Raw genomic sequence first — 24,719 nt, forward strand, 5'->3', positions numbered from 1 at the left:
GTACCATGAAAAATCAAACAGAAACAAAAGAAGACAATACGAGATTAAACAAATTTATATCACACAATAGTAAATACTCAAGAAGAGAAGCTGATGCAATTATTGCAGAAGGTAGAGTAAAAGTTAATAAGAAAACAATTACTGATTTATCTACAAAAGTATTAGATAGTGATATTGTTGCAATTGATAATAAACCTATCAAATTTGAAAAAAACAAGATGTATACTGTTCTAGTTTATAACAAACCAAAGGGTGAACTTGTAACTAAAAATGATCCCCAAGGTAGAAGAATCATATTCGACACTCTAGGAGCTAAATATAAGCACTTTTTACCTATAGGTAGACTTGACTATGCAAGTGAGGGAGTTTTGCTTCTCACGGACAGCGTAGACGTTGCAAATGGGCTTATGCATTCTGACTTACAAAGAGTATATAAAATAAAAGTAAGTGGTCCTATAAATAAACAAGTTGAAGATGCTATGTTACATGGCCTTGAACTTGAAGATGCAACTAAAGGTGCTTGGAAAGATAGTAAAGTAAAATCAATGAACTTTGCACCTTTCTTAGGATATAAAATTGATTCGGTTAAAGATACTTTTTCTAAATTAAAAGTTGCAATTACAGAAGGTAAAAATAGAGAATTGAGAAGATTTTTTGCTCACTTTGGACTTGATGTAATGGATTTAAAAAGAGTTGAGTACGGTGGAATTAGTTTAAATAATTTACCCACTGGTAAAAGCAGATATCTTACAAGAGAAGAGTACAAAAACTTAAAAGATTATTTGCATTCAAAAGATAATGACTAATCTAAGTTCTATTCTTCGTCCAAATACTCTTCAAGACTTTGTAGGACAAGATCATATAATATCAAAAAATAAAGTCTTATATAAACTAATCATAAAAGGTGAGATTCCTCACCTTTTTTTTTATGGTAAACCTGGAACTGGAAAAACTACTTTAGCAAAGATTATCGCAAAAACTATCAACACAGATTACTTCTATTTCAATGCAACATCTTTAAAAATTGAAGACTTAAGAAAAGTATTTAGTAAATATGATAATAGTCTTATTAAACCAATTGTATTTATAGATGAAGTACATAGATTATCAAAAAATCAACAAGAAGTCTTACTTCCAATTATGGAAAGTTATCAAGCAATAATTATAGGAGCTAGTACAGAAAACCCATTTTTCACTTTAACAAGTGCAATAAGATCCAGAAGTTTCTTATTTGAATTTTTACCTCACTCAAGAGAAGATTTAACAAAAATATTAGAAGTTGCACAAATAAAACTAGATACAAAACTTAATGATGAAACAAAAGAGTATTTAATAAATAGTTCATCAGGTGATGCAAGAGCTATGCTAAATCTCCTTGAATTTGCTTTTAAAGTTGATACTAGTGTTTCATGTGAAACATTAAAGGAATTAAGACAGAATGTAATAGGAGATGGAGTATCATCTTCAAATACACATTATGACTTAGCAAGTGCAATGATTAAATCAATTCGTGGTTCAGATGTTGATGCAGCGCTTTATTATCTATCACGACTAATAGAGGGTGGAGAAAGTGTAGAGTTCATCACAAGGAGATTGGTCATACATGCCAGTGAAGATATTGGAAATGCAAATCCAAATGCACTCAATCTTGCTGTTAGCACTATGCTTGCAACTTCAAAAATTGGTTATCCAGAAAGTAAAATTATATTATCTCAATGCATTATTTATTTAACTTCATCCCCAAAATCAAATTCAGCATATGAAGCAATAAATAAAGGAATAAGTGAAGTTAAAAATGGTAAAATCTTAGATATACCAAAAAATATAGACTCTTTTCACAAAGATTATTTGTATCCCCATAACTTTGGTGGTTATGTTGAACAAAAGTATTTAAGTGAACCTTTGAGCTTATATGAATCAAAAGGTATAGGTTTTGAAAAAACCCTTGATGATTGGATAAAAAAAATAAAGGATAAGTAATTGGAATATTATAGTTGGATATTGGCGTTTCATGTTATATCAGTTTTGTCTTGGATGGCAATGTTGTTTTATCTACCTAGGCTTTTTGTTTACCATGTTGAAAACAGTGAAAAAAAAGATTTTGTTGATGTAGTAAAAATTCAAGAATATAAAATATATAAATATATTGGTATGCCAGCAATGTGGACAACTATTATAAGTGGTGCTGCAATGATATATTTAGCTCCAGAACTTTTTAAATCAGGTCCTTGGTTACATGCTAAATTAACTGTCGTATTTTTACTTATTATGTACTCATTTTCTTTAGAGTATTTTAGAAAACAATTAGAAGAAAACAAGTGTAAAAGAAGTGGTAAATTTTTTAGAGCTTACAATGAAATACCAACTTTATTATCAATACTAATTGTAACTTATGTAATTGTAAAAGTTGTTTCAATTACATTTACACTAGCTATGATACTTTTATTTTCATTTATAATTTATATGATAATGAAACCAAAAAGAGTAAAAAATGCATAATGACAACTTTGATAAATATTATGTACTTGATACAAATATATTATTAGAAGATGCAAATAATATATTTAAATTATCTGATGATAATAAAAATCTTATTATCCTTCCTGAAACAGTTTTGGACGAAATTGATGCTAAAAAAAGTGGTTTTGACGAGATAAATTTTCAAGCTAGAGAGTTTGCAAGAATCTTAGAAAACTCAACTATTCTTTTTACAAAAAGTGAAGATGACTTCAAAATTGTAAGATTAAGAATAGATAACGAATCTCCTATTTCTATAGATGTAATTTCAAAACTTGAATATCAATTTGTTACAAAAACAACAGCTCCTAATATTGCAAATGATAGAAGAATATTAGAAATAGCAAAGTTTACTACAAAATTTTATAATAAAAATTCAACATTTCTCTCTATGGATATCATGGCAAGAACTAGAGCAATATCTTTAGATATAAAAGCTGAATCATTAATTGGTTCAAATAAAGATGAATTTATTCATGAATTTATAAAAACTATTCAAATAAAATTTGAAGATTTAGAGACTATAGAAAATAGAGATATCAAAGAACTTGATAATGAATATAAAGTTTCAAATTTCTCTTATTGCTTTAAAGTTAAAGGTTCAGATCAAGTTGTACTTGCATCAATTCAAAATGAAAAGATAAGAGTATTAAATGAAGATGAAGTAAGAAATCAAATAATAGCTCCATTAAATAAAGAGCAACTATTTTTTTCAAATGCAATTATTCAACACTACTTTAATGTTTTAATTATAGAAGCCAAAGCTGGTTCTGGTAAAACACTTTTAGCATTAAGTGGAGCATTAAAATTAGTAAAAAATAAACAATACCAAAGAATCATCTATATAAGAAATTCAATTGAATCATTAGACAAAGGTGAAGATGTCGGATACTTACCCGGACTTGAAGAAAAGTTCAAAATTTACAATCATCCACTAATGGATAGTATTGATCATATAGTTCGTTCTGAATACAAAAAAAGAAGAGCAACTAAAAGTAAAGAAGAGCAAGAAATAGATGAGCAAGAACTAAAAACTAGAGTTGATCAAATGGTACAAAACTATTTTATTGAAACTATGTGGGTAGGAGAAATGAGAGGAAGAACATTATCAAATGCATTTGTAATTATTGATGAAGCACAAAACATGTCAAATAAAACAATGCAAATGGTTCTTTCAAGAATAGACAATACTTGCAAAGTTGTAATACTTGGAAGTAACAAACAAATAGATAACTTTTATGTAAATAAATACACCAACTCACTAACTACACTTTTAAAGTCTACAAAAACAGAATCTTCATTAGTAAATATATTTGCTATTGAGTTACAAAAAGTACTTAGAGGTCCTATTACTGAATGGGCTGAAAACATATTTTCTACTAAAAATAAATAATCAAATTTTTAGCTTAATTTTGATACCTTTACATACTATAATATGTAAAGGTATACAAAATGAAAGTTGTAATTTTAGATAGATCTACTTTAGGTTCAGATATGGACTTAAGTGTTTTAAATCAATTTGGGGAACTCGTTTGCTACGATTACACAAATGAAGAAGAAACAATAGCACGATTGAAGGATTGTGATATTGCAATTACCAATAAAGTTCTTATAACAAAAGAAGTTATTGATGCTACTGAGTTAAAATTGATTTGCATAAGTGCAACTGGTATGAATAATGTTGATGTAGAGTACGCTAAACATAAAGGTATAGAAGTTAAAAATGTAGCTGGGTATTCAACGTCAAGTGTTGCACAATTAACAATATCTTTTGCACTTAACTTTATACAAAAAATGGATTATTATTCTTCTTATGTAAAAGATGGTAATTGGCATAAATCAAAGATTTTTACTCATATAGATAACCCATTCATGGAACTTGATGGAAAAACTTGGGGAGTTATTGGTTTAGGAAATATTGGTGAAAAAGTCGCACAGATTGCAAGTGCATTTGGCTGTAACATAAAATATTACTCAACTTCTGGTATGAATTATAATGCGAATTATGATGCAACTAATCTCACAACATTAATATCAGAATCAGATATTATTTCAATTCACTCACCATTAAATGAAAAAACAAAAGATTTGTTAAACTATGAAAACATGAAATTATTAAAAAATGATGCAATTGTTATAAATGTTGCCCGTGGTGGAATAATAAATGAATATGACATAGTAAAAATATTAAAGGAAAAAAATATTTACTTTGCAATAGATACGGTTACAACTGAACCAATAGAAGAAGATTCTCCTCTTAATGAAGTTCTTGAAAATGATAATGTAATTATTACACCACATATTGCTTGGTCTTCTATTGAATCAAGAAAAAAACTTATAGAAGGTATTTATAATAATATAAAAGGATTTATTGATGAATAAAGATACTTTAAAATCATTGTTACAATATAAGTCAAATGAAATGATTCCTTCAACACAATTAATAAGAAAAAGTAAACTAGTATTTGATTCTATACACAATGATAAGATAGAAAAAGCTGTTATATTAAGAGATGGGAAACCATCTTTTATTTTAATGGACTTTAAAAAATATGAAGAAATTGTTAATTACTTTTTAAATAATAACATAAGTATTGATAATGAACTAGATATGTTAGAAGAAATCACAACTGTAAATAAAGAGATAAATTTACCTAAAGAAGTTGATAAATCTTTTAATAAAGTAAAAGAAGAAAAAAAATCATCTCTGTTAGAAAAACTTGATAGCATTGAGGGAATAATAATCAACGATAAAACAGATGTACAAGAGAATTTAAAAGACTTTTGGGAATAACATGTATGACGTAATAATTGTAGGTTCTGGTGGTGCTGGATTAAGTGCAGCATTAAGTGCTAAAGAAAAAACAAATAAAGTACTTGTTATATCAAAAACCTACCCTACTCACTCACAAACAGTTCAAGCACAAGGTGGAATAAATTGTGTTTTAGACTATGAAAATGATTCTATTTCTAATCATATAAATGATACTTACAAATCTTCAAAAGAATTAGGCAATATTAATACTATAAAAAAAATGTGTGAAAGTGCTCAAAAAACTATAATTTGGTTAGATAAATTAGGAGTACCATTTTCAAGAGATAATAGTGGGAAAATAGCGCAAAGATATTTTGGTGGAACAAAGGCTAAAAGAACTTGTTATTCTTCTGATTATACTGGTCTTAAAATTATTCATACTTTATATGATAATTGTATTAAAAATAATATAGAATTTTTAAATGAACACACTTTAATTGATCTAATTATAAATGAAAATAAATACTTAGGAATAAACGTTTTTAATCTACTAAGTGGTGAAGTAATTGATTTATATTCCAAAACTCTTATAATTGCAACAGGAGGCTATGGGAATATATATTCAACCCATACAACAAATAGTGTCTCAACTACAGGTGATGGGCTTGCAATTGCTTTTAAACATGGAATTAAACTATCAAATCTAGAATTCATACAATTTCACCCTACTGCACTTAAAGGTACTAATACTTTAATTAGTGAAAGTGCTAGAGCAGAAGGTGCTTTTTTGATTGATGATGAAGGAAATAGATTTGTCGATGAATTAACTACAAGAGATGAAGTGGCAAGAGCTATTAAGATAAAAATAGATAATGGGGAAAATGTATATTTAGATATGCGACATATTAATGCTAATATAATAAAAGAGAAAATGCCCCAAGAACAAAAACTTATAAAAGATATTATGAATCTAGATGTTCATAAGGATTTGATTCCTATTGTTCCTGCAGTGCATTATACAATGGGTGGCATTTTAACTGATGTTTCATGTGAAACATCAATAAAAGATATCTATGCCTGTGGAGAAGTCGCGCAGAATAATACACATGGTGCAAATAGACTAGGAGGAAATTCCCTATTAGAAATTATAACTTTTGGCAAAATAGCGGGAAATAATGCTGCTGAAATATCATTAAAAAAAGAGACAAATATTCCTAATAAAATAGAATTCAATGTAATAAATCTCATACTAGAAAAAAAGCTTGGAAAGTCTATTTATAAAATAAAAAATGATTTAAGTGAAGCAATGTTTAATTATGCAGGATTATATAGAACAAATAATGATTTAAAAAAACTTCATCTTTTGATTAAAAAATTTGAAGAAGAATATAAAAATACTGGAATAGAAAATAAAAGCAAAAAATATAATAAAAATATCGTTGATTATATTGAATTAGGTAATTTATTAATTTTATCAAAACTTGTATGCCAATCTGCACTAAAAAGAAGAGAATCAAGAGGTTCACATTTTAGAAAAGACTATAAACAAATAAATAAAGAATATCAAAAGATATCAACTATTCAAAATATTAAAGAGAGAGTTGAATATAAGCTTGAGGAAGCATTATGATAATAAGTATAAATAGAAGAAACGATAAAGAAAATTATATGAAACAATATAAAATTGATAAAGAGAATATTTCTACTCTTGAAGCCCTAGAATATATAAAAGAAAATATAGATTCTACCTTAACTTACAGAAGTGGATGTAAAAGTGGAAGTTGTGGTTCATGTAGTATTTTGGTAAATGATAAAGAAGTTTTAGCCTGTAAATGCAAATTAAATGATGATATCACAATAAAACCTCTAAAAAATGGCACTATTATAAAGGATTTAGTTGTAGATTTAGAACAAACAGCAAAACTTTTATTTAAAAGTAAGGCATTTATTGAAAAATTTCAAGATATTAATATAAAAAAAGAAGATGAAGAACTAATAGATTTGCAAAGTACCTGTATTTTATGTCAAAGTTGTTATAGTACTTGTCCAGTATATAGTGTAAATAAGGACTTTCTAGGCCCATTTGCCCTTACAAGAGTTCTCAGATATACAAATGACAAAAAAGAAGCTAATAACACAAAAAAACTCGATGCAATTCAAGTAAATGGAATCTGGGACTGTACTTTATGTGGTAATTGTACGATTGCTTGTCCCCAATTTATAGATTCTAAAACTGATATTATGAATCTTAGAATGAAATCAGTACAAAATGGATATTCTGATCCAACAATTCAAAGCAATGATTTTTTAAATGAGTTCAATAATTATAATGATTTCAATACTGGATTTAATCCAAATTCTTTTTAATTATTTATCTAAAGATTTTTTTAAAACATCTCTAATATGAAAATAAGGATCATCTTTTAACTTATTTGCCATTATAATTTTATCTTGTAATTCTTTATTATTTTCATAATACATTGCAATGGATTCTTCTAATATTTTACTCTTAGTTTTACCACTATTTATGCTTAATTCTGTCAAATAATCATTAGTCTTTCCATCAATCGACATTCCAATTTTTACACGGCCAATTTTTTGGATTGGTCTTCCTACTTTTCTTTTTTCCATAATTTAAGCCCTAAATATAGTAATTAGATAATTATAGCTAGATATATCTAAATATAACTAGACATAATTATAAATAGTATTTTTTTTAATTAAAATAAGAAAAAATATAAAATTCTTTTTCTTATTTATGAGTATATAAAAAAAGCTTATTTAGAAGAAAAGATTCAACTATTTCATCAATACTTTTTTCGTTATTTGATATAAGAACTTTAATGTTTTCACTAAGAAAAGGCCAAATATATTCTTTATCATTTAAAACAATTACATAATCAATCCATTCTATAACATCTTCTTTTCTATCAAAAAAATCACAAGAAATAATTTGCCCATCATTTAAAATCACATAAGCCCATGAATTATTTTCTTCAATACTTGAAATAATACATTCATGTCTATTATTAGAATCAGTAGGAATAAGTAGCGTCATTTATAACCTTTCAAATAAGATAATTTTTATTAAACCAGTAAGAAAAAATATACAAAGACCAAAAATGTTGTTTGAATTTATTTTTTTTAGCAAGATTATAAATCATAATAACATAATCATCATTGAATAAATTTGTTTCACGATTAACATTTAAAATAGTTTTTAATAAATCTTCACCATGACTATTAAAAATCCATTCATTGTAAGGAGAATTAAATCCTTTTTTGCTTCTGTTAATAATCTTTTCAGGAATATATTTATTAGCAATCTTTTTTAACAAATACTTATTAGTATCTCCAGTTTTTAATTTAGTATCAACACTGAATAAATAATCAACTAATCTGTAATCCAAAAATGGAGTTCTAACTTCAATAGAGTTAGACATTGATATTCTATCAACTTTAGAAAGTAATGATTGTCCTAACCAAATTTTCAAATCAATATAACTCATCCAATCAACAGGGTCTTTTTTTGCTTTTTCTTGTTTAAAAGTAGGAAGTCGTTTAAATAAACGCTTTTTTTGTATAGTAGTATATATTTCACCAAAAGAGTTATAAATATTTTCATCGGTAACCACTCTTCGTAAATATTCACTCTCTTTAGTATTATTTTGCAAAGCAGAAATGATATCTTTTAAAAAGCCATCTTGATCGTTTGATAAAGATTCTTTAAACTTATAGTATTTTAGAAACTTAGAATAATTATCATATCCTAAAAAAAGTTCATCACTACCCTCACCGCTTAAAACAACTTTTATTCCTTTTTTATTAATTAATTTAGTAAGACAATATAAAGGAAAAGCAGCACTATCAGCATGTGGTTCTTCTAAGGCATCAATAACTTCATCAAATACATCAATAAAATCATTTCTAGATACCTCTAAGGGATGATGTATAGAATTAATATCTTTAGATACTAAAGAAGCATAATCAAGCTCAGAATAGCTTTTATAATCACTATATCCAACAGAGAAAGTGTGAATACGCTTACTTGTTATATTTGTGTACAGAGCAGAGATAAGTGAACTATCAATTCCACCACTTAACAAACTCCCTACTTCCACATCGCCTACAAGTCTAGATTCAACACTATTAAATAAAAGCTCTTCAATATCATTTAAAGCTTGTTTTTCATCAACAACTTTTTTGTAAGTATTGATTTTATAATATTTTTTGATAAATAACTCATTATTAGACACAATCATATAAGAAGAGGCTTCTAATTTATTAATATCATTATAAAAAGTTAAATCATTTAAAGAAACAAAATATTGTAAATACTGAGACAAAGCGACCTTGTTTAATTTTGGAGTAAAACCCAATATTTTTATTATAGATTTAATAGAAGAAGAAAAGATAAATTTATTCTCTTTGAAGTAATAAAAAAACGGTTTTTTCCCATATCTATCTCTGGCACAAAAATACTTCTCCTGCTTTAAATCAAAAATCACAAAAGAAAACATACCATTTAATTTATTTAAAAAATCAATACCATACTTTTGATATAACCTAATAATCACTTCAGTATCAGAGGATGTTTTACAAATAAGATTTTCAACTTTTATTAACTCTTTGTAATTATAAATTTCACCATTAAAAACAATCAAAATATCATCAAATATCATAGGCTGATTGGCTTCATCATCAACATCAATAATAGACAATCTTGTATGACCAAATTGGTAATTCTTATGATTGAAAACCATAGAATAATCTGGCCCTCTATTATTCATAATAGCTAAGGCTGAGTCAAAATTATTTGAAATAAAATTAGAACCTAATATTCCACACATATTATAATCCGAAGAAATAATTGATTAAAAGAATATAAGCATAAGTTAAAATCACAAATATAAGAGAACTAACTAGAACTGAAAAAGTTGCATCAATTGGCTTACATTTATATAAAGATGCAAGATTTACATTATTAACAGCAAGGGGAACAAGTAATTCCATAAATATAATCGCACTAACCATAGCTGGTAAATCAAATAAAAAGATAACACAAAGACCAACAGAAGGTAAAATAAAGTGTTTAAATAAAGATATATTAAGTGCCAAATGCCAATTAGCCGATTTGATTTTAACGTCGGACATAAAGATTCCAAATATTACTAACTGCATAACAATAGCTGTATATGCACCCATAGTAAAAAACTTCTCAAAATCTGCATTAATATGTAAATCATAATAATTAAATAGTATGGCAATAAAAGTAACATGAATTGCAGGCATTTTAAAAATTGCTTTTAAAGAAGATTTTATATTAAATTTTTCACCTGTAAAAAAATAAACAGAAAATATATACATATAAAATACATTGACAATATTGATAATAGAAGTATAAGGAACACTTTGTAAACCAAAAATAGCTATTCCTAATGGAATACCTAAATTACCAGTATTACCAACTAAAGATGAAGCCAAAAAAATAGATTTATTTTGAACATCTTTTTTAAAAAACTTCAAAGAATAAAAATATACAATAACTAAAACAAGTAAAAGAGATATTCCACTAACTACAGGTGTAAGAAGAAAATCTTTACTAATAGGAGCTCTAGTTAATCCCCAAAACACAAGTAAAGGCTGAAGAAAATATAAATTTAATAATACTAAAGTTCTTTCATTTACTTCACCTTTAAAAGATTTTTTAAAAACAAAACCAATTAAAATAAACAAATAAATAGTAGCAACTGAGATTAAAGCTTGAATGAAATGTTCCTCATGATAATTTCTGAAATATTATCATAAGGTACATTAATTAAGAAAATTTAGAAATTAAAGCATCATACCTTTTATCATAAAAAAGATAGTAGCAGATACAAATGCAGCAGCAGGAACAGTAATTATCCAAGCTGCAATAATTTTTTTAATTGCATCTCTTTTAACATATTTTATTCGTTTAGCTGATTTGAACTCTTTTCTCTCTAGTTTAACTTTTTCATCTTTTTCATCAATCAAATTGTATAATTCAACTATTCTTTTATAATCAATTTTTGACTTAGAATCTTTAGCAGCAAGTTGATTTAACTCCAATTGATATTTATCAAGTTGATTTTTATCTTTTTTAAACTTACCTCTGATTTCTTTTAAGAATTTTTCTTCAGATGAATCTAACCATTCCCTTAAAAAACCAACTCCAAATACACCACCAACAGCAATATGAGTAGAAGAGACTGGAAGTCCTAGTTGAGAAGCAATAATAACAGTAATTGCAGCTGCCATTGCAATAGAAAAAGCTCTTACTTGATCAAGCTCTGTAATTTCTGAACCAACTGTTTTTATAAGTCTAGGACCATAAAGTGCTAAACCAATAGCAATACCAATAGCACCAACAGCCATAACCCATAATGGAATACCAACTTTTGATGAAATTGTAGCATTCATTACAGCATCATTAATAGCAGCCAATGGACCAATAGCATTTGCAACATCATTTGCACCATGGGCAAAAGATAATAAAGCAGCAGCAAAAATCAAAGGAATATTAAACAAACTATTTACACTTATTCTATTATCTGTTAATTTTAATGATTTTTTTGCAATCAAAGGTTTAACAAGAATAAAAACAACAATTGAAATAATAAGACCAAGAATTAAAGCAGTAACAAAATCTACTTTAATAAGATGTTTTAAACCTTTTAAAATAATATATGTAGAAAAAGCCCATGTCATAAAGGCAATTAATAAAGGAACAAATTTCTTTGCTGAATCTAATTTCTCATCTTTAAACATAATATTTTTTTTAATAAAATATAAAAACAGTGCAGCGATAACACCACCTAAAATCGGTGAAATAACCCAAGATGCGGCAATCTTACCCATTGTTTCCCATGAAACAATGTCAAAACCAGCAGCTGCAATACCAGCACCCATAACTCCACCAACAATTGAGTGAGTAGTAGAAACAGGAGCACCAATTGATGTCGCAAAATTAAGCCACAAAGCAGCAGATAATAAAGCAGCTGTCATAGCCCAAACAAAAATTTGTGGATTAGAGATTAGAGCTGGATTAATAATTCCTTTTTTTATAGTATTAACAACATCACCACCAGCAACTAAAGCACCCAGAGCTTCAAAAATAGCTGCAATAACAATAGCCCACATAAGTGTCATAGCTTTGGCACCAACAGCTGGCCCCACATTATTAGCAACATCATTTGCACCAATATTCATTGCCATGTAAGCACCAAATACAGCACCAATAATCAAAAAGCTGTTATTAGGTAGTTCCTCATGTGAAGAATAACTCCACAAAAATACAATAACTATAAACAATAATGCAAGAGAAAGTTTTGCAAAACTAGGAAGAGACTTGTCTCTTGCATCATCCATTTTTTTTATGGTATTAAAATCCAAAGATATCCTTTTGTAACCATTTTGTAATTTTTAGTAGTTAAAATATTACCCACTCTCTAGTTACATAAAACTTAAACTAAACTTAAATTTTTATACCTTTTAGTATTAACTTATAATTAAAGTATATAAATTATTCTAAAATAAATCTATATTAATAAATTGTTAATAAAAAATTTACTTAAGTACTATTTAAGTGCTTTTATATATAATAGTAATAAATTATAGATAAAGGAAAGAATATGACTATAAGAATTATTACAGAAAATGAATTTCCAGAAGTATCTAAAATGAAAAAAAAATTTAATATTTTTAGCGTTGTAGGTATAAAAAATGGAGAATTAGAAAGTGTTGAGTTTTTTGGTAAAAATGGAGTGTTTAGAGCATTTGGTAGAAATACTCAAGAAGCTTATAAAAAAGCAACGAAAGTTGTTAAAAGATACTATAAAGAGAAGAGAAGAGATTAATCTCTTCTTCTTCCTCCACCGTTTCTATCTCCACCGCCACTTCTGTTTCGGTTTCCACCGCCACCATTTCGGTTTCGATTACCTCCACCAAATCTTCCTCTTCTTTGACCACCTCGACCTCTTGAATCATCGCCTCTGTCGTCTTTTAATCTTTCGAAAAGTTTTTTAATATCAATTTCTGATTTACCAATATAATTGTTACCTTTTACAATAGTTGCATCAGATAAAATTGACGCTAATTTAAAAGCAATAGTTGATAAATCAAATTCTTCTTTTAAACTTTCTACTAGTGAAATACCAGAATCATAAACTTTTTGTTCAGAAATTTTACCTCGTAAAGTACTAGTTTTTTTCTCTTTAACAGAGTCAATATTAGGAATAACTTTCGCTTCCATTTTTCCACCAGTAGTTTTTTGAATCTTTTGAATCATTCTAAACTCATGTGGAGTTACAATTGAAATAGCAACACCCTCTTTTCCAGCTCTCCCTGTTCTACCAATTCTATGTACATAAGATTCAGAATCAAATGGTAAATGATAATTAAATACATGAGATACATCATTTACATCTAATCCTCTTGCCGCCACATCTGTAGCAATAAGTACATCTAAAGCACCTTTTTTGAAAGATCTAATTACTTCTTCTCTTTGTCTTTGTTCCATATCTCCATGAAGACCTTTAGCCATATGTCCTTGAGATACTAGGTAAGTTGATAATCTATCAACTTCCTTTTTAGTGCGACAGAATATGATAGATTTTTCAGGATTTTTGAAATCAAAAAGTCTGATTAATGCATCATCTCTCTCATATTCATCAACTACATAAAATAATTGAGTAATTTTAGAGTTAGTCATTTCTGCTTTTGTAACAGTAATAAACTCTGGTTCTTTTAAAATGTTTTGTGCAAGTTTTTTAATTGCAGGAGGCATTGTTGCTGAGAAAAGAAGAGTTTGTCTATCTTTTGGTAAATAAGTAAAGATTTCTTTAATATCATCAAGAAATCCCATATCTAACATCTCATCAGCTTCATCTAAAACTACGAAAGATGGTTTAATATCAATCTTTTTACCTTTTAATAAATCAATTAATCTACCAGGAGTAGCAACAATAATTGATGCTCTATCTATATTTTTTAACTGCATAGAGTAAGATTGACCACCATAAACAGTTGCTGTGTTCATTCCTGAACTTTTACCGAATCTAAATAATTCGTCAGAAACTTGCATTGCAAGTTCTCTTGTTGGAACAATAACTACAGCTTCAACACCAGAGTTACCTTTCATCATATTAATCATTGGAAGACCAAATGCAGCTGTTTTACCAGTACCAGTTTGCGCTTGACCAACCATATCTTTACCACTTAAAACTACAGGAATAGCATCTTCTTGAATAGGACTTGGTTGTATAAAACCTGCGTCATCAATAGCCTTTTGTAGTTCTTGTTTAAAATTGAAATCTGAGAAATTCATTAATTACCTTTGTGTATTTTATATACACGTATATATTTAAAACTAAAAGTTTGAAACTTGATAAAACAGTTTAGTTATAAAAGTGTACAGTAACTAAATGAGTGAGTAATAAGTATAATTGTGTATATTTGCTGGATTATACATAAATTTGTATTAGTTTAAGCTTTAACAAAAGAGTTTTATGCTCTTTTGTTAAATATCACCTAAACCTTTGTAGTGTTCTAAGTATTTTGTATCGTAATTATTATCATTGAAATCTTTATTTCCCATCATCTTAATGTGAAAAGGAATAGTTGTCTTGATTCCATATACTTCAAACTCATTTAAAGCTCTTTTCATAATTTTGATAGCTTTTTCTCTATCTCTTCCCCATACAATTAGTTTTCCAATCATAGAGTCATAATAAGGAGGTACTACATAGTTTGTATAAATATGAGAATCAACTCTTACATTTCTTCCACCAGGAACCATCCATTGTGTGATTTTTCCAGGACTTGGTAAAAATGTATTTGGATCTTCTGCTGTAATTCTACACTCTATTGCATGACCTCTAAATTTGATTTTTTCTTGAGGAGGTAAAACATCACCCTCTGCAACTTTAATCATAAGCTCAACAATATCAATTCCTGAAACCATTTCAGAAACTGGATGTTCAACTTGAAGTCTAGTATTCATCTCCATAAAATAAATATTTTGTTTATCATCAGCTAAAAACTCAAAAGTTCCAGCACCTTCATATTTTAAATATTTAGTAGCTTTAACTGCAACATCATGAAGTTTCGCTCTAGTTTCATCATTTAATAAAATAGCTGGTGATTCTTCAATAACTTTTTGATGTCTTCTTTGTAAAGAACAATCTCTTTCACCTATATGAATGGCATTTCCATGAGAGTCCCCTACTACTTGAACTTCAATATGTCTTGGATTATTAATAAATCTCTCTAAATACATAGTACCATCACCAAAAGCTGCTAAAGCTTCACTAGAAGCTGCTGTAAATAGTTGGTCGAATTTATCTTCTGATTCAATAAGTCTCATACCTCTACCACCACCACCAGCTGATGCTTTTGCCATGATTGGATAACCTATTTCACGAGCTACTTTTCTTCCTTCTTCCACATTATGAACAGCACCAGTAGATCCAGGAACAACAGGAACCCCTGCTCTTACCATCTCTTCTTTTGCTTTAGATTTATCAGCCATTTTTTCCATTACTTCAACAGAAGGACCTATAAATTTAATATTGTGCAATCTACAAATTTCTACAAAATCTTGATTTTCAGATAAAAACCCATATCCTGGGAAAATTGCATCACAGCCAGTCATTTCAGCTGCTGTAATAATTGCAGGAATATTTAAGTATGATTCACTTGATTTTGCACCACCAATACAAACTGCTTCATCAGCATGTTTTAAATATGAAGCTTCTTTATCCCCTGCACTATAAACTGCAACTGATTTCTTACCCATTTCTCTAATAGTTCGAACTGCTCTTTGAACAATTTCTCCCCTATTAGCTATTAAGATTTTTTTTATTTCTGCCATACTTAATCTTTCTTATAATTTTTCTACAACAAATAGTGGCATATCATATTCTACTGGATTAGAATCTTCAACTAATACTTTCACAATTTTACAATCAAATTCTGCTTCAACTTCATTCATGATTTTCATAGCTTCTAAAATACATAAAGTTTGTCCAGCTTTTACAGTATCCCCTACTTTTACAAATGCAGCAGACTCAGGAGATGGTGAAGCATAAAAAGTTCCAATCATTGGAGAATTAATTGTATCTCCTGTAATAGGTGCTGTTGTTTCATTAGTAACAGAAGTACTTGCAGCAATAGGCGCAGGTGCTTGAGCTACTTGAACTGCAGGTGCAGTAGTTGTTACAATTGATCCTCCATCAAAACCAGTTTGCATACTAATTTCAAATTCGCCATCTTTGATTTTTAATTTATTTAAATCACTTTTATCAAAAACTCTAATTAATTCTTTTATATCTTTGAATTCCATCTCTAGCCTTTATTTTGAAAATTTTAGGGTATAATACACAAATAACTATAAAAATGTAATAAATTAAAAATTTATAAAATTTGACAATTTTTAACATAATTTGTACATTTTTAATGAAAATTTTAAGAAAACTACTGATTTTTTAGAAAAATTGTTGATTTTTTAGAAAAATAAAAAATGCTTTAGGATAAAAAATGATAAGTGATAAAAACTTTATAAATATTGCACATGAGATAGCAAGTGCTTCAAAATGTGTATCAAAACAAGTAGGTGCAGTAATAGTAAAAGATGGAAGAATTTTATCAACAGGTTATAATGGAACACCAGCTGGATATATAAATTGCAAAGAACATTGGAATGATGAATATACAAAGGACCATCATGATTGGTCAAAAACCTATGAAATACATGCAGAAATGAATGCACTAATTTGGGCTGCAAGAAAAGGTATAAGTATAGAAGGAGCAACTATTTATGTAACCTTAGAGCCTTGCAGTGAGTGCTCAAAAAACTTAATCGCAGCAGGAATTAAAAGAATTGTTTTCCAAAAAGCATATGAGCATACAGCTTCAGATATTGTTTCAAAATTCTTAAAAGACAACAAAGTAGTAATAGAACAAATAAATTAAATGGCTCACAAAGACAACAATACATTTTATAATAAAACCATTAAAAAATATGGCATAAGTGCAAGGGGAGTTCACTGGAATTCTGAATTTTCCCAATATAAAAGGTTTGAGATTTTAACAGAGTTTATAAAAGATGAAATTAAAAACTCAACTATAATAGATGCAGGATGTGGTTTTGGAGAGTATTATAACTATTTATTTGATAATAATTTAAAACCAAAATCTTACATTGGTATTGATTGTGAAAAACAAATGATAGAGTTAGCTAGTAAAAGATTTTTGAATGTTAACTTCTATCTTGCAGATATTCTTATAGATGAATTAGAAGAAGCAGATTATTATGTATGTAGTGGAGCTTTAAGTATTCTAACAAAAAATGAAATTAAAACATTTATTAATAAGTGCTTTAATTCATCAAAAAAAGGATTTATTTTTAACTTTTTAAAAAATGATTCCTTGACTAATATTAAACCAAAAGATATATTATCACACATCAAAACATTAACAGAAGATATAACAATAAAGGATAATTATTTAGACAATGACTTTTCAATTTTTATGAAAAAATAGAAATATCATATTATTGTTATACCAATTTTATATAATTTACCATCAAAAGAGGAGTTTTTATGACTATAGGACTATTTATACCTTGCTTTATGAATGAGCTTTATCCGCAAAGCTGTATGGCAACTTTAAAGCTTTTAGAAAAATTAAAATTTAATGTAGAATATCCAATGGAGCAAACTTGCTGTGGACAACCAATGGCAAACTCAGGTTGTAGCCAAGATATTGAAAAATTAGCACACAGATTTGTAAATACTTTTAAAAAATATGACTATGTAGTAGCACCTAGTGGTTCATGTGTAACCATGGTAAAAGAGCATTATGAGCCATTTTTTAATGACAATAAAGATTATAATAAAATCAAAACATCAATATATGAAATAACAGAATTTTTACATGACATTGCAAAAATTGATAAATTGGATTCAAAATTTAATTATAAAGTTGGAGTTCATAATTCATGTCATGGACATAGAGTTTTAAAACTTGGAAGTGCAAGTGAACTTAACATCCCACATTTTAATAAACTAGAAAATCTTTTATCACTTGTTGAGGGAATAGAACTAGTTAAATTAAATAGAGAAGATGAGTGCTGTGGTTTTGGTGGAACTTTTTGTGTAACAGAAGAAGCAATATCTGTTGCAATGGGAAAAGATAGAATAAAAGACCATATGGATTCAAATGTTCAAATTATGACAGGTGCAGATATGTCATGTTTGATGCATATGCAAGGAATAATGAATAGGGACAAAAATCCTATCAAAGTTATGCATATAAGTGAAATACTTTTAGGAGAAACGATATGAGTCATCCCCAAGAAGCAGCAAAATTTGTAGCCAATGATGAGAGAATGCATTGGCATGACAAAGCATTATGGTTTGTAAGAGAAAAAAGAGATGTCTCAAGTAAAGGAATACCTGAATGGGAAAAATTAAGAGAATATGCAAATAATATAAAAACACATACTATGCATAAACTTGATTTTTACCTAGAAGAGTTTGAAAAAAATGCAATAAAAAAAGGTATAAAAGTTCATTGGGCAAAAGATGCCCAAGAACATAATAAAATAGTTCATGAAATCTTAGCTTCACACAATGTAACAAAACTTGTAAAATCAAAATCAATGCTAACAGAAGAGTGTCATTTAAATCCTTATCTAGAAAGTAAAGGGATTGAAGTAATTGATACAGATTTAGGTGAAAGAATTGTTCAACTTAGAAATGAACCACCTTCACATATAGTACTACCAGCGATTCACCTTAAAAAATCTGATGTAAGTGATACTTTTCACGAACACTTAGGAACTGAGAAAGGCAATGATGATCCTACTTATCTTACACGTGCAGCAAGAGCTAGTTTAAGAGAAGATTTCCTAACAGCGCAAGCAGGACTCACTGGTGTAAACTTTGCAATAAGTGAAACAGGTGGAATAGTTGTTTGTACAAATGAAGGAAATGCAGATATGGGGGCAAGTGTTCCTAAACTTCATATTGCGTCTATGGGTATAGAAAAAACTATTCCAAGACTTAAAGATTTATCAGTATTTACAAGATTACTAGCAAGAAGTGCAACTGGTCAAGCTATTACTTCTTATACATCACATTACCATGGTCCAGTAGAAGGTGGAGAGATGCATATTGTAATAGTAGATAACCAAAGAACTCCAATATTAGCTGATGTTACTTATCAAAAATCACTTAATTGTATTAGATGTGGTGCATGTATGAATACTTGTCCAATCTATAGAAGAAGTGGTGGTCACTCTTATAAATATACAATTCCAGGACCTATTGGTTCAAATTTAGCAGCATTTAGAAATCCTAAAGAGCATAAATCATTACCTTTTGCTTGTACACTTTGTGCTTCATGTACAAATGTATGCCCTGTAAAAATTGATTTGGATTCTCAACTTTACGCCCATAGACAAGACCTTGCTAAAAAGCATTTAATAGACACAAAAAAAGCAGTAGCTATGAAAATAACTTCATGGGTAATGGATCACCCTACACTATTTAATATAGGTGGGAAAATCATGAGAAAAGTAATTCCGATGTTACCTGATTCTATTATTTACTCAAAAGCAAATGTTTGGGGAAAACAAAGGGATATTCCAAAGATGCCAAAAAACTCTTTTAAAGAGTTATATAAACAAAGAAAGGATTCATAATGTCAAGTAGAGATGAGATATTAAATGCTATTAAATCAAATAATGTAGTAAAAGATGAAATCCTTCCTGAATATGATCATTTTGGAATAACTTTTGAAAATAAATTAGAAAAATATGCCCAAGTCATAAAAACTGTAGGCGGAGAATCTATTATAACAACAAAAGAGAAACTTGATGAAACTATAAAAAATCTATATAAAGATGAGTTAGGGCAAGTTTATTCAAATGTGGAATTTTGTTCATTAAGTAATTTTGATGCAAATGCACAAGATGATGCTCACAACTTAAAAGATATAGATTTAGCAATAGTTAAAGGAAATTTTGCAGTTGCTGAAAATGGTGCAGTTTGGTTAAAAGATGAGAATAATAGACATAGAAGTCTTTATTTCATAGCTCAAAATATCATAATAGTAGTAAATAAAAATGATATTGTAAATAATATGCATGAAGCTTATACAAAAATAGAGTTTGAAAATAGTGGATATGGTGTATTTGTTTCAGGGCCTTCAAAAACAGCAGACATAGAACAATCACTTGTAATAGGAGCACATGGTCCAAAATCTGGATATATCATTTTTGTAGATTAATGATATAATCAGAACAATATGAAAAAACTTTTATTACTATACTTTATAATCTTTCTTACATCTTCTTTTGCGAACAATAATAAAGAAGTTTTATTACTCCATTCGTATCATAAAGGGTATAAATGGAGTGATGACATATCAAAAGCAATCGAAGATAAATTTGCCTCATATGGTAATATAGAACTTACAACTAGATATATGGATACCAAAAGAGTTGTTGGAGGCATATATCTAAATGAACTTGCTGAACTCTACAAAAAACAATTTGAAAATAGAAAATTTGATTTAATCCTTGTAAGTGATAATAATGCCTTTGAATTTATTATAAAGTATCATGATTATCTCTTTCCTAATACTCCTGTACTCTTTTGTGGTATCAATAACTTTGATAAAACTCTTTTAGAAGAAAAGAATATAAAAGAGTATATGTCAGGAGTAGTAGAACAAGTTGATTTAGAGAATAACTTTAAATTGATACATGAACTTCACCCTAAGATGAAGAATCTTGTTATTATAAATGATAAGTCAAAAACAGGTTATGCAATAAAAAGAGATTTAAGACTTATAATAAAAAAATACAAAGATCAATTTAACATAGAATACATAGATCAATTAGATATGGAGACTTTAAAAAATAAAGTTAAAAATTTAAATAAAGATGATGTTTTACTTTTTTTGCTTCTTTTTAAAGATAAAGCAGGGAAAAACTTTACTTATAAAGAGGGTTTAAAACAAATAAAAGAAATAAGTCATAACCCTATTTATGGACTGTGGGATTTTTATCTAAATTATGGAATTGTAGGTGGATTAGTAACATCAGCAACCGCACAAGGTAATAGTGTTGCAAATATGGCTTTACAAGTTTTAAATGGAAAAGATATAAAAGATATTCCTATTTTAGAAAAATCTCCCAATCGATATATTTTTGATTATAACGAACTAAAGAAATTTGATATTTCACTGAATAATATCCATGAAAAATATACAATTTTAAATGAACCAAGCTCATTTTATAAAAAATATACAAAATTTATAGTTATTGTTTTTTCTATAATTTTTATTCTTTCAATCATGGTTATTAGTATGAGAGCCAATATAAATAGAAGAAAAAAACTTGAAAATGACCTTTCAAATCGACTAAAGTTTGAGAAAGTTTTATTAGACACCCTACCTAATGCAATATACTATAAAAATAAAGATGGTAAGTTTATTGGTTCAAACTTAGCTTTTGCAAAATTATTTAACATCACAAAACAAGAAGTTATTGGAAAAACTGCCTTTGACTTTTTTCCAAAAGATATAGCTATAAAAAACATAGAAATAGATGAAAAGATTCAAAAAAGCCAAGAAACAGATACCTCAGAGATAGTCTTACACTTTGCAAACTTACAAATGAAATATTTTATTTTAAATAAAGCTCCATATGAAAATATAAATGGAGAAGTTGGGGGTATTGTTTGTATTATGGATGATATTACAGAGAGAGTTCAACAAAAACAATTCTTAATACAACAAACAAAATTAGCAGAAATGGGAGATATGGTAGCAGCCATTGCACATCAATGGAATGAACCACTAGTTGAACTCTCAGCCTTAGTTCAAGATATACAAACTTCACACATGCTTGAAGAACTACAAACGCAGGATGTGCAAAGTTTTGTAAAAGATTCAATGGTTCAAATTCAATACATGTCACAAACTTTAAGTGATTTTAGAAACTTTTTAAAACCCTCAACTAAAAAAACAAATTTTTCTGTAAAACAATCTTTTGAAGATATATTAGAAATTGTAGGAAAACAACTCTTCTATTTGAATATTAATATTGAAATAAATTACCAAGAAAATAATAATGATTTTCTAGTATATGGGTATAAAAATGAATTTAAACAAGTATTATTAAACCTTTTAAATAATGCAAAAAATAAAATATCAGACAATTCTTTAGAAAATAAATGCAAAATAATAGTTAATGTTTACACAAATAATAATTACACTATAATAGAAGTAATAGATGATGCAGGTGGAATAGATGAAAAAATAATACACTCTATTTTTGACCCCTATTTCACTACAAAAAAAGATGGTACAGGGATTGGATTATACATGGCAAAAGTAATTATTGAAGATAAAATGAAAGGACAAATGTTTGTCAAAAATGATGAAAACAAAGTTATATTTACAATAAAAATTCCCAAAATGAAAAAGGTTTTACAATGAAAATCTTACTTCTAGAAGATAATACAAAACTTAGTCAAACCATATCTAAAAGACTAGGACTAAAAGGATATAGAGTTGATTCATTTTCTGATGGACAAAAAGCATATGATTCTATATCAAATGGTTATAATTGTTTTTTATTAGATATAAATGTTCCAAATATAGATGGAATAAAAATTCTCAAAAAAATTAGAGAATATTATATAGAAGTACCTATTATAATAATCAGTTCAACTGTAGAACTTGATATTATTAAAGAAGCATATGATTATGGATGTAATGACTATTTAAAAAAGCCTTTTTTTATAGATGAATTAGAAATAAAGATTGAAAAATTATGTAAAATTACAAATAATATTATTATGTTTGATGAAGAGTATTATTTTGATTTTAAATCCTCTTTATTAAAAATAGATAAAGAAGAAGTAAGACTTACAAAAAAAGAGAGACTTCTATTAAATCTTTTTTTAACTAAAAAAAATGAAGTAATTACCTATGCTGCGATAGAAAACTATGTTTGGGAAGGAAACTTTGTTTCACTTGAATCAATAAGAAGCTTGATAAGACGACTTAGAAAAATATTAATAAAAGATTATATCCATACAGTAGTCGATACAGGCTATATATTTAAAATATAAATTTTAGCCTACTTTAAAAAATTAAACTTAAAATATCATTTCATTATCATATTCACAAGTTACAATTTATATGAACAAATAAAAAAGGAGAATATATGAAAATGTTTGGAAAAACAACGAAGTTAATAGTGGCTTCAGTACTACTTGCGGGGATGAGTACTGCTTCATTAGCTGCTGATAAAGTATATAAGTGGAAATTAGCGACAACTTGGGGACCAACGCTACATCCATTTATTGACTCGCCTACAAAAATGGCAGAGTTGGTAGAAAAAATGTCTAATGGGAGACTACAAATTAGAGTAGATGCTGCCAATAAACATAAAGCCGCTCTTGGCATTTTAGATATGGTTAAAGGGGGTCAATATGAGATGGGGCACTCTGCATCATATTATTGGAAAGGTAAAGATATCAATCTTTTACCATTTACAACAATGCCATTTGGTATGACTGCACCTGAGCAATATGCATGGTTCTATTACGGTGGGGGAATGGAATTAATGGAAAAAGCTTATGCACCACATAAAATGCTATCTTTTCCTGGGGGAAATTCAGGAAACCAAATGGGTGGATGGTTTAGAAAAGAAATCAAATCTCTTGATGACCTAAAAGGTCTTAAAATGAGAATCCCAGGTTTTGCAGGGGAAATTATGGCAAAACTAGGTCTTACAGTTACTAACATTGCTCCAGGTGAACTATATACTTCACTTGAAAGAGGAACAATTGATGCATTGGAATGGGTTGGACCTGGAATGGATATAAAAATGGGATTCCATAAAATTGCACCTTATTACTATACAGGTTGGCATGAACCAGCAACTGAATTACAATTTTTAGTAAATAAAAGAGCATATGATAAACTTCCAAAAGATTTACAAGAGATTTTAGTAACAGCAATGAAATTAAGTTCATATGATATGTATATCCAAAACTATGATATGAGTGCAACAGCTTGGGAAGAAATGAAAAAAGATTACCCAAATATTCAAATTAAAACTTTTCCAAAACCAGTTATGGATGCTATGAAAAAAGCAAACAAAGAATTAAGAGAAGAAATGGTTAAAGGACATCCTTTATTAAAAGAAGTTTTAGATTCTCAAGATGCTTATCAAAAGAAAGTTAGAGAATGGACAAAAATGTCAGACTACTTATACTTAAAAGATAATTTATAAGAAGTTTGTTTAATCCCTTTTTTAAGGGATTAAACCTTTTATATATTTAGATAAATGTACTTATAAAGTATATTTATCTGACTTATTTAAAAAACCCAAAGGAATTTT

General features: G+C 28.0%; 25 protein-coding genes. 17 read left to right on the forward strand and 8 right to left on the reverse strand.

The window, feature by feature from the left end; genetic code table 11:
• Positions 1-5: 5 nt before the first annotated feature.
• From CRU95_RS06125 to CRU95_RS06160, 8 genes are read left to right on the forward strand one after another with little or no spacing between them, the layout of a single operon-like run.
• Positions 6-806 (forward strand): pseudouridine synthase, encoded by an 801-nt coding sequence (locus tag CRU95_RS06125; RefSeq protein ID WP_129100261.1) that lies wholly within the window; start codon positions 6-8, stop codon positions 804-806.
• Positions 799-1,980 (forward strand): replication-associated recombination protein A, encoded by a 1,182-nt coding sequence (locus CRU95_RS06130; protein ID WP_129100262.1) that lies wholly within the window; start codon positions 799-801, stop codon positions 1,978-1,980. The genes CRU95_RS06125 and CRU95_RS06130 overlap by 8 nt, the downstream gene beginning before the upstream one ends.
• Positions 1,981-2,499: a protoporphyrinogen oxidase HemJ gene (gene hemJ, locus CRU95_RS06135; RefSeq protein WP_129100263.1), complete on the forward strand. Its 519-nt coding sequence runs from the start codon at positions 1,981-1,983 to the stop codon at positions 2,497-2,499.
• On the forward strand, positions 2,492-3,910 hold the full coding sequence (locus CRU95_RS06140) for a PhoH family protein (RefSeq protein ID WP_129100264.1): 1,419 nt from the start codon (positions 2,492-2,494) through the stop codon (positions 3,908-3,910). Before hemJ ends, CRU95_RS06140 begins: the two co-directional genes overlap by 8 nt.
• 59 nt (positions 3,911-3,969) lie before the next feature.
• The gene (locus tag CRU95_RS06145) at positions 3,970-4,899 is read left to right on the forward strand and encodes a D-2-hydroxyacid dehydrogenase (RefSeq protein WP_129100265.1); all 930 of its coding nucleotides are present in this window, start codon (positions 3,970-3,972) and stop codon (positions 4,897-4,899) included.
• On the forward strand, positions 4,892-5,311 hold the full coding sequence (locus CRU95_RS06150) for a hypothetical protein (RefSeq protein ID WP_129100266.1): 420 nt from the start codon (positions 4,892-4,894) through the stop codon (positions 5,309-5,311). Before CRU95_RS06145 ends, CRU95_RS06150 begins: the two co-directional genes overlap by 8 nt.
• Position 5,312: 1 nt before the next feature.
• Positions 5,313-6,902 (forward strand): FAD-binding protein, encoded by a 1,590-nt coding sequence (locus tag CRU95_RS06155; protein WP_129100267.1) that lies wholly within the window; start codon positions 5,313-5,315, stop codon positions 6,900-6,902.
• Positions 6,899-7,639 carry a succinate dehydrogenase/fumarate reductase iron-sulfur subunit gene (locus tag CRU95_RS06160; protein ID WP_129100268.1) on the forward strand — a complete coding sequence of 247 codons (741 nt, stop codon included), beginning with the start codon at positions 6,899-6,901 and terminating at the stop codon, positions 7,637-7,639. Before CRU95_RS06155 ends, CRU95_RS06160 begins: the two co-directional genes overlap by 4 nt.
• Here CRU95_RS06160 and CRU95_RS06165 read toward each other — a convergent pair whose 3' ends face one another.
• The 5 genes from CRU95_RS06165 to CRU95_RS06185 form a co-directional block, all read right to left on the reverse strand.
• Positions 7,640-7,903, reverse strand: coding sequence for a hypothetical protein (locus CRU95_RS06165; RefSeq protein ID WP_129100269.1), 264 nt, complete (start codon positions 7,901-7,903; stop codon positions 7,640-7,642).
• Between the two features lie 121 nt (positions 7,904-8,024).
• Entirely contained in the window at positions 8,025-8,330 is a 306-nt protein-coding gene (locus CRU95_RS06170) for a hypothetical protein (RefSeq protein ID WP_129100270.1), read from the reverse strand.
• Positions 8,331-8,340: 10 nt separating this feature from the next.
• Positions 8,341-10,122: an asparagine synthase (glutamine-hydrolyzing) gene (asnB, locus tag CRU95_RS06175; protein ID WP_129100271.1), complete on the reverse strand. Its 1,782-nt coding sequence runs from the start codon at positions 10,120-10,122 to the stop codon at positions 8,341-8,343.
• Position 10,123: 1 nt separating this feature from the next.
• Positions 10,124-11,041, reverse strand: a complete 918-nt coding sequence (locus CRU95_RS06180; RefSeq protein ID WP_129100272.1) for an AEC family transporter — start codon at positions 11,039-11,041, stop codon at positions 10,124-10,126.
• A 66-nt stretch (positions 11,042-11,107) separates the two neighbouring features.
• Positions 11,108-12,664 carry an inorganic phosphate transporter gene (locus tag CRU95_RS06185; RefSeq protein ID WP_258238655.1) on the reverse strand — a complete coding sequence of 519 codons (1,557 nt, stop codon included), beginning with the start codon at positions 12,662-12,664 and terminating at the stop codon, positions 11,108-11,110.
• Positions 12,665-12,927: 263 nt separating this feature from the next.
• Between CRU95_RS06185 and CRU95_RS06190 the strand changes: the two genes are divergently transcribed.
• Entirely contained in the window at positions 12,928-13,152 is a 225-nt protein-coding gene (locus tag CRU95_RS06190) for a hypothetical protein (protein ID WP_129100274.1), read from the forward strand.
• Here the strand turns inward: CRU95_RS06190 and CRU95_RS06195 are convergent.
• From CRU95_RS06195 to accB, 3 genes are all read right to left on the reverse strand, one after another.
• Positions 13,149-14,621, reverse strand: a complete 1,473-nt coding sequence (locus tag CRU95_RS06195) for a DEAD/DEAH box helicase (protein WP_129100275.1) — start codon at positions 14,619-14,621, stop codon at positions 13,149-13,151. The genes CRU95_RS06190 and CRU95_RS06195 overlap by 4 nt on opposite strands.
• Positions 14,622-14,813: 192 nt before the next feature.
• A complete protein-coding gene (locus CRU95_RS06200; protein WP_129100276.1) occupies positions 14,814-16,166 on the reverse strand; it encodes an acetyl-CoA carboxylase biotin carboxylase subunit in 1,353 nt (450 codons plus the stop codon).
• 12 nt (positions 16,167-16,178) lie between these two features.
• A complete protein-coding gene (gene accB, locus CRU95_RS06205; protein ID WP_129100277.1) occupies positions 16,179-16,637 on the reverse strand; it encodes an acetyl-CoA carboxylase biotin carboxyl carrier protein in 459 nt (152 codons plus the stop codon).
• 194 nt (positions 16,638-16,831) lie between these two features.
• Between accB and CRU95_RS06210 the strand changes: the two genes are divergently transcribed.
• The 8 genes from CRU95_RS06210 to CRU95_RS06245 all read left to right on the forward strand — a co-directional run bounded on the left by CRU95_RS06210 (position 16,832) and on the right by CRU95_RS06245 (position 24,611).
• Complete coding sequence (locus CRU95_RS06210) at positions 16,832-17,266, forward strand: dCMP deaminase family protein (RefSeq protein ID WP_129100278.1); 435 nt, start codon at positions 16,832-16,834, stop codon at positions 17,264-17,266.
• A complete protein-coding gene (locus CRU95_RS06215; protein WP_129100279.1) occupies positions 17,267-17,836 on the forward strand; it encodes a class I SAM-dependent methyltransferase in 570 nt (189 codons plus the stop codon).
• 59 nt (positions 17,837-17,895) lie between these two features.
• Entirely contained in the window at positions 17,896-18,639 is a 744-nt protein-coding gene (locus CRU95_RS06220) for a (Fe-S)-binding protein (protein ID WP_129100280.1), read from the forward strand.
• Entirely contained in the window at positions 18,636-20,000 is a 1,365-nt protein-coding gene (locus tag CRU95_RS06225) for a lactate utilization protein B (RefSeq protein WP_129100281.1), read from the forward strand. Before CRU95_RS06220 ends, CRU95_RS06225 begins: the two co-directional genes overlap by 4 nt.
• Complete coding sequence (locus CRU95_RS06230) at positions 20,000-20,587, forward strand: LUD domain-containing protein (protein WP_129100282.1); 588 nt, start codon at positions 20,000-20,002, stop codon at positions 20,585-20,587. The genes CRU95_RS06225 and CRU95_RS06230 overlap by 1 nt, the downstream gene beginning before the upstream one ends.
• Before the next feature lie 18 nt (positions 20,588-20,605).
• Entirely contained in the window at positions 20,606-22,804 is a 2,199-nt protein-coding gene (locus CRU95_RS06235) for an ABC transporter substrate binding protein (RefSeq protein ID WP_129100283.1), read from the forward strand.
• The gene (locus tag CRU95_RS06240) at positions 22,801-23,442 is read left to right on the forward strand and encodes a response regulator transcription factor (protein ID WP_129100284.1); all 642 of its coding nucleotides are present in this window, start codon (positions 22,801-22,803) and stop codon (positions 23,440-23,442) included. Before CRU95_RS06235 ends, CRU95_RS06240 begins: the two co-directional genes overlap by 4 nt.
• Positions 23,443-23,537: 95 nt before the next feature.
• Positions 23,538-24,611: a TRAP transporter substrate-binding protein gene (locus CRU95_RS06245; protein ID WP_129100285.1), complete on the forward strand. Its 1,074-nt coding sequence runs from the start codon at positions 23,538-23,540 to the stop codon at positions 24,609-24,611.
• The last annotated feature ends 108 nt before the right edge of the window (positions 24,612-24,719 follow it).

The sequence above is a fragment of the Arcobacter sp. F2176 genome (assembly GCF_004116465.1).
Classification (GTDB): domain Bacteria; phylum Campylobacterota; class Campylobacteria; order Campylobacterales; family Arcobacteraceae; genus Arcobacter; species Arcobacter siniprincipis.

Coding starts and splice junctions, on each gene's coding strand:
- CRU95_RS06215 (WP_129100279.1), top strand. CDS start 17,267: ATGGCTCACAAAGACAACAATACATTTTATAATAAAACCATTAAAAAA.
- accB (WP_129100277.1), bottom strand. CDS start 16,637: ATGGAATTCAAAGATATAAAAGAATTAATTAGAGTTTTTGATAAAAGT.
- CRU95_RS06230 (WP_129100282.1), top strand. CDS start 20,000: ATGTCAAGTAGAGATGAGATATTAAATGCTATTAAATCAAATAATGTA.
- CRU95_RS06240 (WP_129100284.1), top strand. CDS start 22,801: ATGAAAATCTTACTTCTAGAAGATAATACAAAACTTAGTCAAACCATA.
- CRU95_RS06210 (WP_129100278.1), top strand. CDS start 16,832: ATGATAAGTGATAAAAACTTTATAAATATTGCACATGAGATAGCAAGT.
- CRU95_RS06160 (WP_129100268.1), top strand. CDS start 6,899: ATGATAATAAGTATAAATAGAAGAAACGATAAAGAAAATTATATGAAA.
- CRU95_RS06245 (WP_129100285.1), top strand. CDS start 23,538: ATGAAAATGTTTGGAAAAACAACGAAGTTAATAGTGGCTTCAGTACTA.
- CRU95_RS06125 (WP_129100261.1), top strand. CDS start 6: ATGAAAAATCAAACAGAAACAAAAGAAGACAATACGAGATTAAACAAA.
- CRU95_RS06185 (WP_258238655.1), bottom strand. CDS start 12,664: ATGGATGATGCAAGAGACAAGTCTCTTCCTAGTTTTGCAAAACTTTCT.
- CRU95_RS06220 (WP_129100280.1), top strand. CDS start 17,896: ATGACTATAGGACTATTTATACCTTGCTTTATGAATGAGCTTTATCCG.
- CRU95_RS06155 (WP_129100267.1), top strand. CDS start 5,313: ATGTATGACGTAATAATTGTAGGTTCTGGTGGTGCTGGATTAAGTGCA.
- CRU95_RS06150 (WP_129100266.1), top strand. CDS start 4,892: ATGAATAAAGATACTTTAAAATCATTGTTACAATATAAGTCAAATGAA.
- CRU95_RS06170 (WP_129100270.1), bottom strand. CDS start 8,330: ATGACGCTACTTATTCCTACTGATTCTAATAATAGACATGAATGTATT.
- CRU95_RS06225 (WP_129100281.1), top strand. CDS start 18,636: ATGAGTCATCCCCAAGAAGCAGCAAAATTTGTAGCCAATGATGAGAGA.
- CRU95_RS06190 (WP_129100274.1), top strand. CDS start 12,928: ATGACTATAAGAATTATTACAGAAAATGAATTTCCAGAAGTATCTAAA.
- CRU95_RS06140 (WP_129100264.1), top strand. CDS start 2,492: ATGCATAATGACAACTTTGATAAATATTATGTACTTGATACAAATATA.
- CRU95_RS06235 (WP_129100283.1), top strand. CDS start 20,606: ATGAAAAAACTTTTATTACTATACTTTATAATCTTTCTTACATCTTCT.
- asnB (WP_129100271.1), bottom strand. CDS start 10,122: ATGTGTGGAATATTAGGTTCTAATTTTATTTCAAATAATTTTGACTCA.
- CRU95_RS06165 (WP_129100269.1), bottom strand. CDS start 7,903: ATGGAAAAAAGAAAAGTAGGAAGACCAATCCAAAAAATTGGCCGTGTA.
- CRU95_RS06145 (WP_129100265.1), top strand. CDS start 3,970: ATGAAAGTTGTAATTTTAGATAGATCTACTTTAGGTTCAGATATGGAC.
- CRU95_RS06130 (WP_129100262.1), top strand. CDS start 799: ATGACTAATCTAAGTTCTATTCTTCGTCCAAATACTCTTCAAGACTTT.
- CRU95_RS06195 (WP_129100275.1), bottom strand. CDS start 14,621: ATGAATTTCTCAGATTTCAATTTTAAACAAGAACTACAAAAGGCTATT.
- CRU95_RS06200 (WP_129100276.1), bottom strand. CDS start 16,166: ATGGCAGAAATAAAAAAAATCTTAATAGCTAATAGGGGAGAAATTGTT.